A 15,834-nucleotide genomic window follows, 5' to 3' on the forward strand; every position below is an offset into this window, starting at 1 on the left:
ATCACCAAGGCGGCCAGACGCAGCTCGGTGCGAGTTATTTCAGCAAGAGTCCTCTGACAAGGAGCGCACCATGCGATTCCCACGTTTCCGGATCTTCACCTGTCCGGAGGACACTGCGTCCAACGTCGGAACCGCCATCGGGGCCGGGCTCATCATCGGCCTGTGGGTTGCTGCCGACATGATCCTCGGAATTCTCTGGCTCATCACCAAGCCCAAGACCCGAGATTGCCCGGCCTGCGGTCGGACGGTCAAGAGCGGTCAGTTGGAGTGCAAGGGCTGCGGGTACGACTTTGCCCAGGCTGCGCGGTTCAACCAGGGCGGTAAGCAGAGTCCTCCAAGCCCCGCGTGATCCCGTGGGCTTCGGCGCTGGCGGACAAGCACGGACGCCCCAAGGTGCTCGTGTTCGGCTCGGCGGGCTCGACCTTTTGGGCGTTGGCGCTGTTCCCGCTCATCAACACGGCCAACCCGGTGCTGGTGCTGATGGCGCTGATCGGTACGGCCGTGTTCATGGGGCTCGTCCACGGACCGCTCGCGGCGTTGTTCGCCGACCTGTTCAGCCCGGAGCTGCGCTACTACGGCACCTCGCTGGGATACCAGATCGGTTCGGTCCTCGGCGGCGGCCTCGCCCCCACCGCCGCGCCGGGCCTGTACGCCGCCTGGGGCTCCTCCGTACCGATCACCGGATACCTGGTGGCGGTCTCGGTGCTGAGCCCGGCCTGCATCATCGCGGTGGCCCGGCGGGAGCCCGCCCAGCAGCCGGTAACGGTTCCGGCGGGCGCCTGACGGAGCGACTCGCCGCGGTCTGAGCACGGATCCTGCGACAGTGGCCGCCCAACCCCCGCCGGAGGACATGACCACGTTCGCCATGTCCTGCAGCAGGGTTTCACATGCCTGCTGGGACCTTCTCCTCTGTTGTTCCACGCATAGGTGTGGTCGATAGGAAGTGGAGATTCCGGGCATGTCGGAGGCCGACTGCACCACTTGATTGTCTCCGCTCGACGGCACCAGCTGGCGCAGCCCTCCCTTCAGACGAGCAACGGACGCTCTGGAGGTGAGAGGAATGGTCGTACCCAAGCAGCAGGTCGTGCAGAAGGCGCTGGACGACTACATCGAAGCTCAGGAACGAGGCCTGGAAGTAGTCCAGAAGGCGCTGGCGATGCACCAGAAGATGCATCGGGCGGAGCTGAAGGAGGCCGAGTCCCTGGGCGTACCGGTCTCGGACGTCGAGCACATCGATGAGGACCAACGCACGCTCCGAGACGAACTCCTGGACGGGCAGAGGGAGATCGAGGCGACCAGGCAACGCATCGAGGAGGCGCGGACCGCTCGCCTCAACGGCCCCCGCGCGAGCGAGGAATTCCTGAACGACCACCAGACTGATACCTGGGCGGACCAGACCGCGCTGGACGCATTCGGCAAGACGCCGCCCGTGAACTCCGGTGTCGGGCCGATCGAGGACTACGAACCGGGCCACCCGGCCGGTGATGACGTTCCGGAACTGCCGCCCACCGAGCCTGCGACTCCCCCGCCGGTGGACGCCAGTGGCGAGCCCCCGACGGCGGACGGGGCAACCGACAAGATGACCACGTGGCGCACCGGCCAGAAGAAACCGGACTGGACCCTGAAGCCAGGCGAGGCACAGCCGACTCCCGGACCTTCCGCGCCGGTCGAGCCGGATGATCGGCTCCCGTCAGCCGAGACAGGCGCGGCCCCGCCGACGGCGGGCCCCGGCGGAGCGGAGCCCCCCGAAGACAGGGGGCTCGTGAGCCAGATCGCGAAGTGGCTGGCAGGCACGGCACTGTTCGAGTCGGCGCGAGTCGGTGCCGAGGTCGCCAAGAACCGCTTCAAGAAGATCGGCGCCGTGGTCGTCGGAGCGGCTGCCGCTGCTGGTCTGATCTACACGTTCGGGCCGAGCGGAGACACTCCCGAGCCCCAGCCTCCCGAATCTCCCGTTGTGGAGCAGGCACCAGTGGAACCGGAGCCTCCTCCTCCGAACCCGTTCGAGCCGACTCCTGTTCCGGAACCGGCACCGCCGAATCCGTTCGGCGGACCTGAATCCCCACCGCCGAACCCGTTCGGTGGGCCCGAAGCACCACCGCCGAACCCGTTCGAACCCCCTCACGTTCCGGAACCAGCACCACCGAATCCATTCGAGCCCGGTGGCGGTACCGGAGGCGATGAGGAACCAGCAGTACCCGCCCCCGCGAATCCGTTCGACCCCGGGCAGCACGGCAGCAACCCGGGCGGCGGGACCGACAGCGGAGGCGACCACGGCGGAGGCACCGACAGCGGCGGCGACCACGGCGGAGGCACGGACAGCGGCGGAGGCACCGGCGGCTGACAGCCGACACCCTCCGGATGAACGTGCACCGCGGTTCTCGATCCGGTGTGCTGGCAAGACTGATCAGGACTTGCGGTAGGAGTCCTGGACGTAGGGCGCGGGTGCGACGGTGGCACGGATCTCGACTTCGCGGTGCAGCTCGACCGCGCGCTTGCCCGAGATGGGCTCCTCGCCCCACAGCACCGTCACCTCGGTGCCCACCTCGGCAACCCGAGCGATCAACCGTGGCCAAGGACACGAAGTCCCGCTCGTTGACGATGTAGCCGACGTCGAGCGACATCCCGACGGTGTCGCCATTGCGCCTCACCTCGTCGACCTGGAAGAACGCGTACCGCGCGCCTTCGGCATCTCGATGTACTGGGCGGGACGGCACCGGAGCACGCCTAGCAGGATCACCACGCGTTCCGCGACAAGGTCCGCGACCGGATCATCCAGGCCACAAAGACGGCGACATCTGCCTCGACGGCATGAACGAAGCCTGCGAAGTCTCAGGCTGCCCGCCTACGTCGCGGGCTGGAAAGCCACCGTCGCGCTCAACGTCGAAGACACCCTGCACCTGCACTAGACCGGCGACGATGTCCGCATCGTCGACATCGACCGTGACAGCGGCGTCTTCGAGGAATCCCGACGAAGAGGACCTGGACCTGTGAAGACACCACGCGACATCCGTGTCCTGGCAAGCCAGGCGCTCGTGCGTGCCCGGGCGGGTGAGCCCGGCATGCGCCGCTACGCCCGCGGCCTGCTCGACGAAGTCCGCCGACGGGAACTCACCGAGCACTCGATCACGGTCGGGCGCCGCAACGTCACCCCCGACAGCTACCGCACCTTCCTCCGCCACCAGCTCACCACCACACCCCAATCGCGTGTATCCACTGTGGAGCATCCGATCGCCTGATAACGAACATTCGCACGTCGACGAGAACGCCCAGGTTCTCGACGTAGGCGGTGCACCCATCAACGGGCTCTACTCGGCAGGCGAGATGGTCGGCGGGCTGTTCTCCGGGAACTACCCCGGTGGTTCGGGGTTGACCTCGGGGGCGGCGTTCGGCCGGTTGGCCGGGGCAAGCGCCGGGAGGTGGACACGCCATGGCTGACGATGTCGAGGTCAACGCGATCAGGTTCGCTCAACGCGACACCTCGGTACGTGGCGAGCACTTCTACGGGCACGATCCGTGCGCGATGGAGGCCTGCCCGATCTCGTACTACGTGTGGCTGGCCGTTTCCGACAACCACACCGTTCTCGTCGACGCCGGGTGCACTCCGGATACGGCTGCAGGACGGGGGAACCGCGACTACCTGCAGTCCCCGATGGACACCATGCTGTACCTGTTCGGCACCCCGAGCCAGAGCCGGTTCTGGTTCCTGTGGGAAGATCTCTCCGCGGCGCGCTCGGTGCGATGATCCTCATGGACACGCGGCGGATCCAGGAGTCCTTCATGGCGATCAAGTACTTCGAGAACGACTCGGACGTCCGTCATCGCGCAGTAAACCTCTTCGACGGCCTGCTAGCGCACAACCTGGACGAGGTCCGGGACGCGCTCGCACTGAGCCCGGGACATCCTGCTGGTGACCTGCGACGCGCGCGAACCGGCTTCCGCGACGGACGAGTTGCGGGGCCTCGTGACTACACAATGCAGCTGGAGGCGACCCCGGGCGCGGCCTGAGGTCACGTCGGCGAGTTCCTGCGAAGTTCGAACGGAAAGAGGTCGGGGATGCGGAAAGTCCTGGTTGTCGGGGCCGGACAGTCCGGTCTGCAGCTTGCGCTGAGCCTGCAGGAGCTGCAGTACGACGTGACGGTGATGTCGGCGCGGGCTCCGGAGGGAATTCGCAACGGCCCGGTCATGTCAACGCAGTGCATGTTCCACACCGCGCTGCAGCACGAGCGGGATCACGGATTGAACCTGTGGGAGGCGCAGACGCCCGAGATCGGCGGTCTTGGTCTGTCGATCGCTGGACCGGATGGCTCTCGCGTCCTGGATTGGTTGGGTATCCTCGACAACTACGCGCAGTCGGTCGACCAGCGGGTGAAGATGGCCGGTTGGCTGGAGCTGTTCGAGGACCGCGGCGGCAAGGCCATCTACCAGGGTGTGACGACTTCGGACCTGGACTCGCTGACGAAGAACTACGACCTCGTCATCGTCGCGGCGGGCAAGGGCGAGCTCGTCCAGCTCTTCGACCGCGACCCGGCGCGTTCGCCCTACATCAGTGCGCAGCGCACGCTGTCGGTGTGCTACGTGCACGGTGCGGGTCCGCGCCCCGAGCACCCCGACACGCTGGCGGTCCGGTTCAACGTGCAGCCCGGGGTCGGTGAGTTGTTCGTGATCCCGGCATACACGTTCACTGGCCCCTGCCACATCCCGTTCTTTGAAGGGATCCCGGGTGGACCGCTGGATTGCTGGACGGATCGGCCGGCGCCGGGCGAGCACTGGTCCCGGATGTTGGAGCTGATGCGCCAGTACTTCCCGTGGGAGTACGAGCGGTTCAGGGACGCGGAGCTGACCGACTCGCAGGCCACACTCGCAGGCGGTTACAGCCCGGTGGTGCGCAAGCCGGTGGCGCAGCTGCCCTCCGGCGGCCTGGCGCTGGGCATGGCGGACGTCGTGGTGGCCAACGACCCCATTACCGGCCAGGGCTCGAACAGCGCGAGCAAATGCGCGGCGTCGTATCTGGACAGCATCGTGAGGCACGGGGACCGGCCGTTCGACCGGGACTGGATGACGCAGACCTTCGAAACCTTCTGGGAATACGCCCAGCACCCCACGACGTGGACGAACGCGTTGTTGCAACCGCCGCCGGAGCACGTGCTGCGGATCTTCAGTGCGGCATCGGACATCCCGGCGATCCGCAACCGCTTCGTGAACGGGTTCGACGACCCGACCGACTTCAGCCAGTGGTTCCTCGACCCGGAACTCGCCGACGCCTACCTGCAGGAAGTGTCGGCGGGCTGACACCGGCGCGGGTGTCGGGCGGGCCTGCCCACAACCGGTCGGTACCCGCCAGACAGCAGACCGAGCGGGCGTCGGGCGAGGCTATTGCTCCGAATAGCCTAGAATGAGCCCTTCTGCTGTGTGCAGGCGCCGATGAGGTGGCTTGGGCGAGCACGGGAGTCTCCTCGAACTTGTCGCGTTCGAGGTCTCCTTCGCCCGTGTGAGGGCGGCCTCCCGGGGACATCAAGGGATGTCCGTCCTGACCGGGGTGGCCTGAGAAGTACTCCCCTCACCAGCAGTGTCGGGGACCACGAGGTGCTTTGCCATCCGAGGCAGCAGCGTAGGTCATGTTGCCCCACTGGAGCGGCGGAGCGGCCAGAGAACCCTCGGTACACCTTGACGCGTTCTTCGGGCGCTGGACCGGGCGCAGCGCCCGACTGCACCCCCTGACGGGTAAGAAAGCACCTCGAAGCTCCTGGTGCGGACAAAGTTGATCTAGTCAATCCACTCGTCTGCCAGGAGCTTCACTCGTCTCCGCACCCGCCCTCGCCAGCACCGGGGTCGCACCACGCCAAGCGAGAAGAGACTGAGGGGCCGCTGTGGGACCTCCGGCCACCGTGTGGTTAGTGCCCAACTCGTCGGAGGGCGCATTGAACCCACTCGCGTTGATGCAACGGCGACCACGGGGAACAAAGAAACCCCAGGTCAAAGGTTTGACCCGGGGTTGATGTTGTGTCTGAGGGGGAGTTGCGCACTAACCACACGGCTTCGGCTTCCCTAAACCGATTTAGGCAGAGGGCTTTTGGCTGTCCCGCCGGGTGCACCACCTGAGACACCTTGGCGGGACAGGCAGATTTGCATCGTGACCTGCAAGAATGTCGATTGGCCCGCGTTCAGGACGGTTGCTGTCGGGTGTCCTAACGTGTCCCGAACGGGAGTCGATCGGCACGCCCTTGTCGTGGGCGGCCAGCCTTGCCGTCCTGCTCGTCTTGCTGGCCGCGGACTTCCTGGTGACTCGCCGCCCGCACAAGGTCTCCATGCGCGAGGCCGTGAGCTGGTCGGTGTTCTACCTCGCCCTGCCGCTGGTGTTCGGAGTGGGCTTGTGGGCCGTGTTCGGCGGTCCACAGGCGCTGAAGTTCATCACCGGATTCGTGGTGGAGAAGTCTCTGTCGGTGGACAACCTGTTCGTGTTCATGCTCCTGCTGGCTGGCTTCGCAGTACCGGCCGAGATCCAGCAGCGCGTGCTGCTCTACGGAATCGTCGGCGCACTGGTTCTGCGGGGCGTCTTCATCGCCGCCGGCGCCGCCCTGCTGCAAGCCGGCACCTGGGCCTTCCTGATCTTCGGCGCGTCCCTGTTCATCACCGCCACGAAGATCCTCCACGAAGCGCTGACCGGGTCGGGCTTCGACCGCGACGTGTCCCAACTGCGCTCGGTACGACTGCTCCGCCGGATGATGCCGGTCACCGACGACTACCGCGGTACCCAGCTCACGGTCCACGAGCACGGGCGGCGCACCCTGACCCCGCTGGCCGTGGTGGTCGTCGCCGTGTTCGCCACCGACGTGGTCTTCGCAGTCGACTCGGTCCCCGCCGTCTACGGGATCACCGAGGACCCGTACCTGGTGTTCACCACCAACGCCTTCGCCCTGCTGGGCCTTCGCGCCCTGTACTTCGTGCTGGTCACCGCACTGGCCAAGCTCACCCACCTCAACCACGGCCTGGCGATCATCCTCGGTTTCATCGGTGTGAAGCTGGTACTGCACTGGGCCCGTGGAGTCTGGCCCGCAGTACCGACAATCCCCACCCTGCTCTCCCTCGCGGTCATCGTGCTGATCCTGGCGACCGTCACGCTGACCAGCCTGCGCGCCCGCAGCGGCGCCAAGGAAGAAACCACCCCGAGGGGCTGACCATGCTCGCCGACGTTCTCATCCAACTCGGTGCGACCTTGCTCATCCTGTCCGCACTGGTGATCACCTGCGCCGTGCTGCTGGACGCCCGCCCGCCCCAGGGACCCCATCACTGACAACAGCGTGCTCCCCCCGCTCCCAGCTCCCGCCTCCGGCTGCTGCCACCGGGCGGGCTCCGGGTGGGAACGGGGTCCCCCCGTCCTGCGCCCACGCTGATCAGCCGCCGGCGGTGCGTGGACCCGCTGCATCAACTGGGGCGTGAGGCGGAGGCCGGGCGGTGTTGTGGTGGTGTGAAGACCGGTATCACGCTGCGCTGTGGTCGGCTGGGCACTCTGTTGGAGCTCAGCGGCATCTTCCAGCTGACCCGGGGGTCGGCTGAAGGCCGCGGCACGCCCGTGGGCGATGTCATGGCCCATCCGGTCGAGACGTCGTCCAGGAACTCGACCGTGGCACTGGTCCTCAACCAACCGGCGGCCCCGTTGTGGCACCAGCACGCGCGGATCGTGGACGCCACCGGAGAAAGTCGAATGCGTGATCAACCTTTCGCCGGCTGCACGCGGTTCCGGAGTCGCAGCGCGCGACGACCATGCTGCGGTAGGTCGCCGACGCCGAGGGACCGAGTTCCTCCCCCGACCCGACGAGCCGCTCTCCGCGCTGCTGGCTCGCCTCAGCTCGGTCAGTGACGGCACACCCTGCTCCTGTCCGGCAGAGTTCGGTCGAGATCGCGCAGAGGTGAGGTGTTCGAAACGGCGACAGCCTGCTGGAGGGCCGGCACGCCCCTCCGTGCTTGCACCCGGAAGTGCAGCTCGTCAGCTCTGTTCGAGCTCTGTGTTGTCCGGTGTCGTCGACGAAGTCCCTGTGATGCCCGGTCGCGGTGCGGGGACGTGAGTGCCGAACTCGCCGGGGCGGGGGACCTCCTTGCGCGCGACGGCTTCGGCCGCGCGGACCGCTTCGGCAACCTCGGGGTTGGTGGAGGTGTCGAACCACTCCTGCACCGCATCCTCCACGGCCTCAGCCGGGGGAGCCTCTTCCGTCTGCTCCGGCGGTTCGTAGCGGAAGACGCCGTCCTCGTCGGCCTTGCCCAGGCTCCGCGCGAAACCCTCCAGCGACTTGCTGAAGTCGCTGGGCACGACCCAGACCTTGTTGCCATCGCCCTCGGCCATCTTCGGCAGCGTCTGCAGGTACTGGTACGCGAGCAGCTCCGGCGTGGGTTTGGCACGCTTGACCGCCGCGAAGACCTTCTCGATGGCCTTGGCCTGCCCCTGCGACGTGAGGTACTGGCTCGCGCGGTCGCCCTGGGCGCGCAGGATGCTGGACTGCCGGTCGGCCTCCGCGGTGAGGATCGCGGCCTGCTTCTGGCCTTCCGCCCCCAGGATCGCCGCTTGCTTCTGGCCTTCGGCGGTCTTGATGGCCGATTCGCGGGTGCCTTCGGCGTTGAGGATCATCGCGCGCTTCTCCCGGTCGGCGCGCATCTGCTTCTCCATCGAGTCCTTGATGGACGGTGGCGGGTCGATGGCCTTGAGCTCCACGCGCGCGACGCGGATGCCCCACCGGCCCGTCTCCTTGTCCAGCACTCCGCGCAGCTGCGTGTTGATCGCGTCGCGCGAGGTGAGCGTCTCCTCCAGGCTCATGCCGCCGACGACGTTGCGCAGCGTCGTGGTGGTGAGCTGCTCGACGCCGGTGATGTAGTTGGAGATCTCGTAGACCGCCGAGCGCGCATCGGTCACCTGGAAGTAGACGACGGTGTCGATGGACACCGTCAGGTTGTCCTGGGTGATGACCGGTTGCGGCGGGAACGACACGACTTGCTCGCGCAGGTCGACGCGGGCGCGCACCCGGTCGAAGAACGGCACCAGCAGGTTGAGTCCCGGTTGCGCGACGGTCCGGTAGCGGCCGAGGCGTTCGATCACCGAAGCGGTCGCCTGCGGCACCAGCAGCACGGTCTTGGCCACGAGCACGACGACCAGCAGGATGATGACGGCAAGCATGATCAGTGCGGTCGGGTCCATGACGGCCTCCTCACAATTCGCCCGAAACGACGGCGGTCGCTCCGGAGATGTCCATGACCGTCACCGTCTCGCCTGCGCGGAGCACTTCGTCCTCGCTCAGCGGCCGTGCCGACCAGCTCTGCCCGTCGATCAGCACCAGGCCGCCAACAGAACTCACAGTCGATTCGACGAAGGCCTTCTTGCCGATCAAGGCCTCCGCGTTCGTGCGGAGCTCGACGCCCCGCATCAGCCGCCGCTTCAGCGCCGGGCGCGCGCCCAGGACCAGCCCCAGGCTCAGCGCGGCGAACACCGCCGCGTCAACGGCCAGCGGCGCGCCGAGCGCGGCTGCCCCGGCGGCCCCCAACGCGGCGACGCCGAGCATCAGCAGCACGAGTTCACCCGAGATGACCTCGGCCGCGACCAGCACCACGCCGGCGATGAGCCACAACAGCGCGACCACGTCCTCAATATGCCAGAAAAGGGCATGATCAGGCGGTTCGTACCGTCCACGCATTCCGGCCCGAGCAGGTGGCCGGGACTCTCAGTTGACGTGCGTCGCGCGAGGTCGGTGTGTCGGTGTTCCGCGGGTGGGCGTCCACCGGAATCGCATGCCGCCGCGCCGCGCGCTCAACTTCCGACATCACGGCCTTGACCCCGCCCTGGGTCGCCGCGCAGCAGATCGGCATCCACAGGTCCCGGCACACCACGTCCACCTGGGTTGAACGCCACACCGCCCCTTCCGTAGCCCGCGCCCATGCCGGACATCTACTGATCGCTGCAGAACCCGGGACTACGTCGTCGCTGTACCCGGCCGACCGGTCCGAAGGGCAACTTGTCCTCGACTGTGAGAGATCGGCCTTCCCCACCCACATCGCGCAACACATCGGACTCCTATTACTGCAGGAATAGCGCGGCCCGCGGTCCGCGACAGCCATTGTCAGGCCATCTTGATCATGGGCGAGCAACTCCCCTCCCGTCTTGCACACCGACCACACCCGGTCGTAGTGCCCCGCAGGAGCAGTGCCGACAAACGTCCCCGAGGTACCGTCGTCATCAGCGGCGGGACCGCCGATGGTTCGTGCGCCACACCCCCCGAAGGCACCCTCGCCGAAGGCTCCCGACCGATCGTCATGCGCACGACGGCGTCGTGGGGTGGAACTTCGCCATCGGCACGAGACCACGACCATGGGCACCGACGCACTGCTCTTGACCCGTGCGCCCAGCCCGCCGAGATGTCGGTCTTGACCTTGCGCGCGAAGGTCAACTGCGGCCAGCCCAGCACCTCGGCGACCATCGCCGGCACCGCACCGGAGCGACCGTCGAAGCCGCCGAAGTCCGGTGGTGTGGTGGTCACCGACGAGGGAGAGGGCGGCGTGGGAGTCGCCGAGTTCCTGGCCGGCGAGAAGCTGCTCTGAGTCGTTCACGGTTGTCGAGGAGGCACTGATTCGTGGGCGGGGTTCTGGTCCTCGTCGATCACGTGGACGGCGAGGTCAAGGAGGTCACGTACGAGCTGCTGACCGCGGCGCGTCGTCTCGGCGAGCCGTCGGCGTTCGTCGTCTGCCGAGCCGGGCACCGCGGGCGAGCTGTCACACGTCACCTCGTCACCATCGTGATCGTGCTGCAGTGGTCTGGAGCTCTCCGGATCAGTGGCGGTCCGTCACGCCGTGTGGGGAAGGACGAGCCGGGACGGGTGGTGGGCGTCTCGGTAGATCTTGTGCGTGACCGGGCGGCCTACTGGGAGGTGGAAGGCGTCCGGTGGGAGCAGCGCGTTGTGCGCGTCGGCCAGCGGCTCGTTGCACGACAGCTCAGCGATGAGCGTGTGCCCGGGCAGGAACGTGGCGGCGAAGGGGTAGAGGCGCAGCACGTACTCCTCGATCCTGCCGGGTTCGACCGGCACGGCACGGGTGTGCGGGTGGTGCGGGTCGCCTTCGTTGCTGCGTTCGTCGAGCTCCCGGTGCGAGGCCTTGAGGTAGCCGGTCGTGATCAGCTGACGCCGGCCGTCCGGTGCTTCGTCCCACATGCGCAGGATGAGGTTGGTGTCGTCCTGGTCGATCTCGACGAACAGGTGCGCGGCACCGGTGCCGATCATCTCGACCGGCTCGTCGAACGGGGCCGTGGACCAGCGCACGACCTCGACCTCGTCGGTGACGGTCAGCGGGGCTTGGTAGAAGCCGTCCGGTGCGGCGTGCTCGGGTCCGAGCGGCTCCGGTTCGGGTGCGAGGGTGCGACGTGGCCGCAGGTACAGCGGTCGGTGCTCGACCGGTTTCGGAGGCCACTGCTGCGCGGTCACGACCTCCCGGCTGCCTTCGACGAAGGTGCGCACCGCGGGTTCGTCCATGATTCCGTTGTCGACGCCCTTGAGCCAGTACTCGTACCAGCGGAACATCTTCTCGTGCTCCTCGACCCACGGGCGCGACTGCATGGGCGGGTAGGAGCCGATGTCGAGCTTCTTCGGTCCCTTCAGCGTGTGGAAGAGCTCGATGTGGCCGTCGACGGTCCAGCCGCGTCCCTGGTCGATCTGCAGGTGGACCGGGATGTCGATGTTGGCGGCGAGGTTGATCGGGTTGCGCTCCTCGTACCAGGGCCCGTCGAGCGGGTTGGTGATGATGTCGAACCACGCCTCGTGCTGCTTCGGGTAGTGCAGCACGTGCACGAGGTTCGGCCAGGCGACCACGTCCGGGTCGGCCAGCCGCTCGGCGACGCGCTGCTCGAGTTCCTCGGGCGTGCATGTTTCGATCATGCGGGACTTGACGCCCTCGGTGAACGCCCAGCCGGAGTCACCGCCGCGGCCTTCTCGCGCCGCGCGCGGCATGAACCACATGATGCCGCCGTGGTAGGTGGTCTCGTAGAAGTCGAAGTGCCCGCCGCTGACGAAGATCGCTTTGAGGCTCGGTGGACGCTCGGCGGCGGCCAGCACCTGCATCGACCCGTAGTAGGAGATGCCGATCATGCCGACGTTGCCGTCGCACCACGGCTGCGCGGCGACCCATTCGATGAAGTCGTAGGCGTCATGACCTAGCGGGACGCCGCCGGCGTTGTAGTTGCCGATGTGCTCCCCGCCGGAGGCACCGGAGCCGCGCAGGTCGCCGATGACGTGCACGTAGCCCTCGGCGACGACGCGCGAGAGGTCACCGGCCTCGATGCAGCCGTCCCACAGCGGTGAGGGTCTGCGCTGGGGCGGCATCGTCAGCGCCGCGGCCTGCAGTTCCTTGCCGTAGGGGCTCAACGCCACCAGCGCCGGCCGCGGCTTGTCCTCGATGCCGTGGTAGGCATCGGCCGCGAGCAGCACGCCGTCGCGCATCGGCACTTCGAGGTGTGGGCGGACGGTGATCTTCGTGGCGCCCGCGTCGATGGTCCGGGTCTCACCCATGACGCTCCTCTTCGGACTTCCGGTCGAACCGGGAGCGATAGCCGTGCAAGGTGGTGAAGAACGGTGACGGTTCCGCACTCGGGTCACCGGTGTAACCCAGTGCCTCGGCGACCGGGGCGAACGGTGAGTGCGGCGAGTCGCTGCGGTGGAGCCCTGCGCGCAGGTATGGCTCGGCCGCCTCTCGGACGCGGGTTTCGACGTCGAGACTGTGCCGCAGTGCTTCGCGGGCTTGGGCCTCGTCGAGCTCGACGCCGTACGGTTCGCCGTCGGGAGTCCGGTAGGGGTGGCCGAGGTAGAGGCGCTCGGGCCGCACGTCCTCGAGCAGGTATCGCAGGCTCGCGCGGTAGGCGTCCGGGTCTGCGTAGCCGGGAAACCCGTTGGCCGCGCCGTGCACTTGGACCGCGTCACCGACGAACGCCGAGCGCTGCCCGTCGACGACGTAGGCCACCGACCCGGGTGTGTGCCCGGGTACGGCGTGCACCGAGACGGTCACCTCGCCACCCAAGCAGAACCGTTCCCCACCGGTGACCGGCAGGGTCGGTTCCAGCTCGCCGGAGATCACGGCCTCGGCGGCGGCCGTTTGCTTCGCCTCGCCGTCCGGGTCATCGAGGTAGCGGCCGCGCCCGGCGAGGTACTCGGCGACGTGCGCGCGGCGGGAGCGCAGCATGGGCGCATCAGCCTGGTGGATCACCACGCGCGCCTTCCTGCTGGTCAGCTCCCACAGAGCGTGGGCACCGCCGACGTGGTCGATGTGGCCGTGGGTGAGCAGGATCCAGCGCACGTCCTCGATCCGACGACCGATCCGCTCCAGCGCGGGGGCCATTCCCTCCACCGGTGAGGCCGCGATCCCGGTGTCCACGATGGCCGGTTCGGGGGCGTCGATGAAGAAGCTGTAGAGCCCGAAACGACCCCACGGCGACACCAAGGGGTGGATGTCGGTCATGTCAGAGCCCTTCACCGCTGCGCTGCGGACGGAGAAAATTGCCGACCTCGTCGAAAACCCTGTGGTATACCGGAATCCAGGCGAAGTGCTGAGCACGACGCAAGGCCGGAACGGCCGCTTTCATGCCGAGCCACGTCCCGGTCTGGTTCACCGCGACGATCCGGTCCCAGGTGTCGAGGTCGGTGTCCTCCACGCCGGCCATGGTCAGGATGCCCGCGTTGTTCACCAGCACGTCGAGCCGTCCGTACTGCGTCTCAGCCCTCTGCACCGCCGTGGACCACGCCGCCGGAGAAGCGACGTCCAGGACGCACTCCGCCACCTCGTGCCCCTTGCCGCGGAGCTCATCTCCGAGTTCCCCGAGCGCGTCCTCCTGCACATCGCTGATCACCAGACGCGCGCCGTTCTCGGCGAACAGGCGTGCCTCAGCAGCACCTTGCCCCCGCGCAGCGCCCGTGATCAAGACGACCTTGTCCAACAAACGATCCGACATGATTTCCTTCTTTCTCCTCTTCTGAGCTGATTCCCATGGCGGCACTGCACAACCTCATGCGCGAGGAGTGGCCACCAAGAACATGGGCGGAAACGGGCACGCCGAATCCGCCCGGACTCGTGCTAGCGCACGCGGAAGAGCGATTCGCGGCTAAGCGGGCAACATGACCGAAGCGCGAAGACCAAGTGCGTTCTCGATGAAGGGAGGACGCGAAGAACGATCACGGGATCCGACGCGGACACCGTGCTGTTCTCGGGCGTCAATCGAGTCGGTAGAACCGCATCTTGCGGTAGAGGGTCGTTCGCCCGATGCCCAGAGCTGAGGCCGCTTGGGACCGGTTTCCTCCCGATTGGCGCAGTGCAGCGCTGATGGACTCGCGTTCGGCGGCTTCCATCATGGTCAACTGGCGATGCGGAGCGGTTTGCTGCATCCGCGTCGGCAGATCTCCGGCACCCACGACCGCTCCAGGCATCCGGTGTGCGAGGAATTCGACGGTCCTGCGGAGTTCAGCGACGTTGCCGGGCCAAGACCCGCACATCAGGAGCTGCAGGGCATCGGAGGAGAACCTGGTCTGACGCTCGACGTCCGGCATCGCTGCCAGGATGCGGGTGACGAGGGAGGGCAGTTGCTCAGGCATCTCCGCGAGCGCGGGAAGGCGCACCGTCGTGGCCAGCTGGTCGATGAGGGTGCGGGCGTGCTCGGGAGCCTTCTCGGTGTCGATGGTGAGGACGAGCGGGGGCGAGCCTGTGTGCTGGTCCTGGGAGCACTCGGCGATTGCCTTGATCCGGTTCAACTCACTCGGAGCGACGTCGTTCAGATGCCGCAGCACCACACCACGGCCGATGACAAGTGCCTCCATGGCCGCGGTGAACCAGCTGTCCTCGTTGTCGCGCCGGTAGGTCGACAGGTCGAGCACGAGCGGCGGTTCCCCCGGGAAGTGCGTGGCGAAGGCCGCTGAGGCCACGTGGAGCTTGCCCGTGCCGGGCTCACCGTCGAGGGCCAGGCATTCGCGATGCCGGATCGCGGTGGAGACCTGCTCAGCGATGTCCTGCCGCGGGTGCACGGGCTCGGACGTGGTCACGGCACGCGAGTTCGTACGGGCTGTGCCTGGAGGAACGCCAGCGTCGTGGGAGTCCGCGGGCAACAGGCGTACGCAGAAGGCGGAGCGCTCGCCTTCCGTCCCTTCGACGTGCTCGACGATCGCGTCGTGCCATCCGGTGGGGAGCGGCACCCGGACCTGCCGCGGTTCGCGCCGCACGGGCGAGTCCCTGAGATGGGTCCACAGCAATGCGTGCGCCTCAGAGCTCACATGGCCCAGTCCGAGGGTGTTGGTTCCGACCGAGCGTTCGGAGAAGTCGAAGCCCTCAGCGGCCGAGGCGTTGTCGAGCTCGTTGCGCTGGCGGCGCTCCGCCGCCTTGCGCATGACGATGTGCCCCTTGTCGTCGCTGAGGAAGAGCGCCACTCGCGCGTCGGCGAGGTGCTCGCTGAGCCGCTCCAGCACCGGTCTCGCCGCGTCGACGAGCATCGACTGCCGTTCCGCGGGACCTCGGGAGGGGGTGAACCGCGGCTGTGGCGGCACTCCCTCGCCGATGCAGCGCCGCCAGCTCCGTTCGATGATGTTCCGCACCCCTGGCTGCGACACCGGCGAGGTGAGCAACCCTCTGGTGAGCAGAGCTTCCTTGGCCCTCCGCACCGCGCCCTCGTCAAAAGGCAGCGGCGCCGGTCGGCCGGCTTCGTTGATGCCGTTCATGACGCTCGGTCACCCCTCGGCCTTGCTGGCACTGCACTGACGATCTCTGTGCTGTGCGTCACAGGTTACCTGCTGTCGTGGGAGCCTCGCCCCAAGGCGGACGGGCCCACACGGTACG

17 protein-coding genes and 1 pseudogene are annotated in these 15,834 nt (G+C 67.5%); 11 read left to right on the top strand and 7 right to left on the bottom strand.

What is annotated here, in order from left to right; translation table 11 throughout:
• Window positions 1–70: 70 nt before the first annotated feature.
• The 3 genes from EIL87_RS05650 to EIL87_RS05660 all read left to right on the top strand — a co-directional run bounded on the left by EIL87_RS05650 (window position 71) and on the right by EIL87_RS05660 (window position 2,341).
• Complete coding sequence (locus EIL87_RS05650) at window positions 71–349, top strand: hypothetical protein (RefSeq protein WP_125089106.1); 279 nt, start codon at window positions 71–73, stop codon at window positions 347–349.
• Window positions 346–783: an MFS transporter gene (locus EIL87_RS05655; RefSeq protein WP_125089107.1), complete on the top strand. Its 438-nt coding sequence runs from the start codon at window positions 346–348 to the stop codon at window positions 781–783. The genes EIL87_RS05650 and EIL87_RS05655 overlap by 4 nt, the downstream gene beginning before the upstream one ends.
• 277 nt (window positions 784–1,060) lie before the next feature.
• Window positions 1,061–2,341, top strand: a complete 1,281-nt coding sequence (locus EIL87_RS05660) for a hypothetical protein (RefSeq protein WP_125089108.1) — start codon at window positions 1,061–1,063, stop codon at window positions 2,339–2,341.
• A gap of 63 nt (window positions 2,342–2,404) precedes the next feature.
• Here the strand turns inward: EIL87_RS05660 and EIL87_RS27330 are convergent, their stop codons facing one another.
• Window positions 2,405–2,542, bottom strand: coding sequence for a hypothetical protein (locus EIL87_RS27330; protein ID WP_233576051.1), 138 nt, complete (start codon window positions 2,540–2,542; stop codon window positions 2,405–2,407).
• Window positions 2,543–2,987: 445 nt separating this feature from the next.
• Here EIL87_RS27330 and EIL87_RS27335 point away from each other — a divergent pair, with 445 nt between their 5' ends.
• The 6 genes from EIL87_RS27335 (at window position 2,988) to EIL87_RS05685 (ending at window position 7,175) form a co-directional block, all read left to right on the top strand.
• The gene (locus tag EIL87_RS27335; protein ID WP_233576052.1) at window positions 2,988–3,236 is read left to right on the top strand and encodes a hypothetical protein; all 249 of its coding nucleotides are present in this window, start codon (window positions 2,988–2,990) and stop codon (window positions 3,234–3,236) included.
• Window positions 3,205–3,435 carry an FAD-binding protein gene (locus EIL87_RS27340; protein WP_233576053.1) on the top strand — a complete coding sequence of 77 codons (231 nt, stop codon included), beginning with the start codon at window positions 3,205–3,207 and terminating at the stop codon, window positions 3,433–3,435. Before EIL87_RS27335 ends, EIL87_RS27340 begins: the two co-directional genes overlap by 32 nt.
• Window positions 3,428–3,742: an MBL fold metallo-hydrolase gene (locus tag EIL87_RS27900; RefSeq protein ID WP_199740275.1), complete on the top strand. Its 315-nt coding sequence runs from the start codon at window positions 3,428–3,430 to the stop codon at window positions 3,740–3,742. Before EIL87_RS27340 ends, EIL87_RS27900 begins: the two co-directional genes overlap by 8 nt.
• On the top strand, window positions 3,739–4,005 hold the full coding sequence (locus EIL87_RS27905) for a hypothetical protein (protein ID WP_199740276.1): 267 nt from the start codon (window positions 3,739–3,741) through the stop codon (window positions 4,003–4,005). Before EIL87_RS27900 ends, EIL87_RS27905 begins: the two co-directional genes overlap by 4 nt.
• A gap of 48 nt (window positions 4,006–4,053) precedes the next feature.
• Window positions 4,054–5,289, top strand: a complete 1,236-nt coding sequence (locus tag EIL87_RS05680; RefSeq protein WP_125089110.1) for a styrene monooxygenase/indole monooxygenase family protein — start codon at window positions 4,054–4,056, stop codon at window positions 5,287–5,289.
• Between the two features lie 854 nt (window positions 5,290–6,143).
• Window positions 6,144–7,175, top strand: coding sequence for a TerC/Alx family metal homeostasis membrane protein (locus EIL87_RS05685; protein ID WP_125089111.1), 1,032 nt, complete (start codon window positions 6,144–6,146; stop codon window positions 7,173–7,175).
• An 809-nt stretch (window positions 7,176–7,984) separates the two neighbouring features.
• On the opposite strand, the gene EIL87_RS05690 is transcribed toward EIL87_RS05685, so the two are convergent.
• Together EIL87_RS05690 and EIL87_RS05695 are read right to left on the bottom strand one after the other, a co-directional pair.
• Window positions 7,985–9,184, bottom strand: coding sequence for an SPFH domain-containing protein (locus tag EIL87_RS05690; protein ID WP_125089112.1), 1,200 nt, complete (start codon window positions 9,182–9,184; stop codon window positions 7,985–7,987).
• Between the two features lie 10 nt (window positions 9,185–9,194).
• The gene (locus EIL87_RS05695) at window positions 9,195–9,623 is read right to left on the bottom strand and encodes an NfeD family protein (protein ID WP_125089113.1); all 429 of its coding nucleotides are present in this window, start codon (window positions 9,621–9,623) and stop codon (window positions 9,195–9,197) included.
• Between the two features lie 772 nt (window positions 9,624–10,395).
• Between EIL87_RS05695 and EIL87_RS27010 the strand changes: the two genes are divergently transcribed.
• The gene (locus tag EIL87_RS27010; RefSeq protein WP_199740278.1) at window positions 10,396–10,578 is read left to right on the top strand and encodes a hypothetical protein; all 183 of its coding nucleotides are present in this window, start codon (window positions 10,396–10,398) and stop codon (window positions 10,576–10,578) included.
• A gap of 32 nt (window positions 10,579–10,610) precedes the next feature.
• Window positions 10,611–10,748 (top strand): annotated as a pseudogene (locus tag EIL87_RS05710) (electron transfer flavoprotein subunit alpha/FixB family protein); the annotation flags it as partial.
• A 72-nt stretch (window positions 10,749–10,820) separates the two neighbouring features.
• Here the strand turns inward: EIL87_RS05710 and EIL87_RS05715 are convergent.
• From EIL87_RS05715 to EIL87_RS05730, 4 genes are all read right to left on the bottom strand, one after another.
• A complete protein-coding gene (locus EIL87_RS05715) occupies window positions 10,821–12,533 on the bottom strand; it encodes a CocE/NonD family hydrolase (protein ID WP_125089114.1) in 1,713 nt (570 codons plus the stop codon).
• Window positions 12,526–13,476, bottom strand: a complete 951-nt coding sequence (locus tag EIL87_RS05720; protein ID WP_125089115.1) for an MBL fold metallo-hydrolase — start codon at window positions 13,474–13,476, stop codon at window positions 12,526–12,528. Before EIL87_RS05720 ends, EIL87_RS05715 begins: the two co-directional genes overlap by 8 nt.
• A 1-nt stretch (window position 13,477) precedes the next feature.
• Complete coding sequence (locus EIL87_RS05725; RefSeq protein WP_125089116.1) at window positions 13,478–14,011, bottom strand: SDR family NAD(P)-dependent oxidoreductase; 534 nt, start codon at window positions 14,009–14,011, stop codon at window positions 13,478–13,480.
• 214 nt (window positions 14,012–14,225) lie between these two features.
• A complete protein-coding gene (locus EIL87_RS05730) occupies window positions 14,226–15,716 on the bottom strand; it encodes a helix-turn-helix domain-containing protein (protein ID WP_125089117.1) in 1,491 nt (496 codons plus the stop codon).
• Window positions 15,717–15,834: the final 118 nt, after the last annotated feature.

Origin of the sequence: Saccharopolyspora rhizosphaerae, from assembly GCF_003931915.1 — a bacterium.
Classification (GTDB): Bacteria; Actinomycetota; Actinomycetes; order Mycobacteriales; family Pseudonocardiaceae; genus Saccharopolyspora; species Saccharopolyspora rhizosphaerae.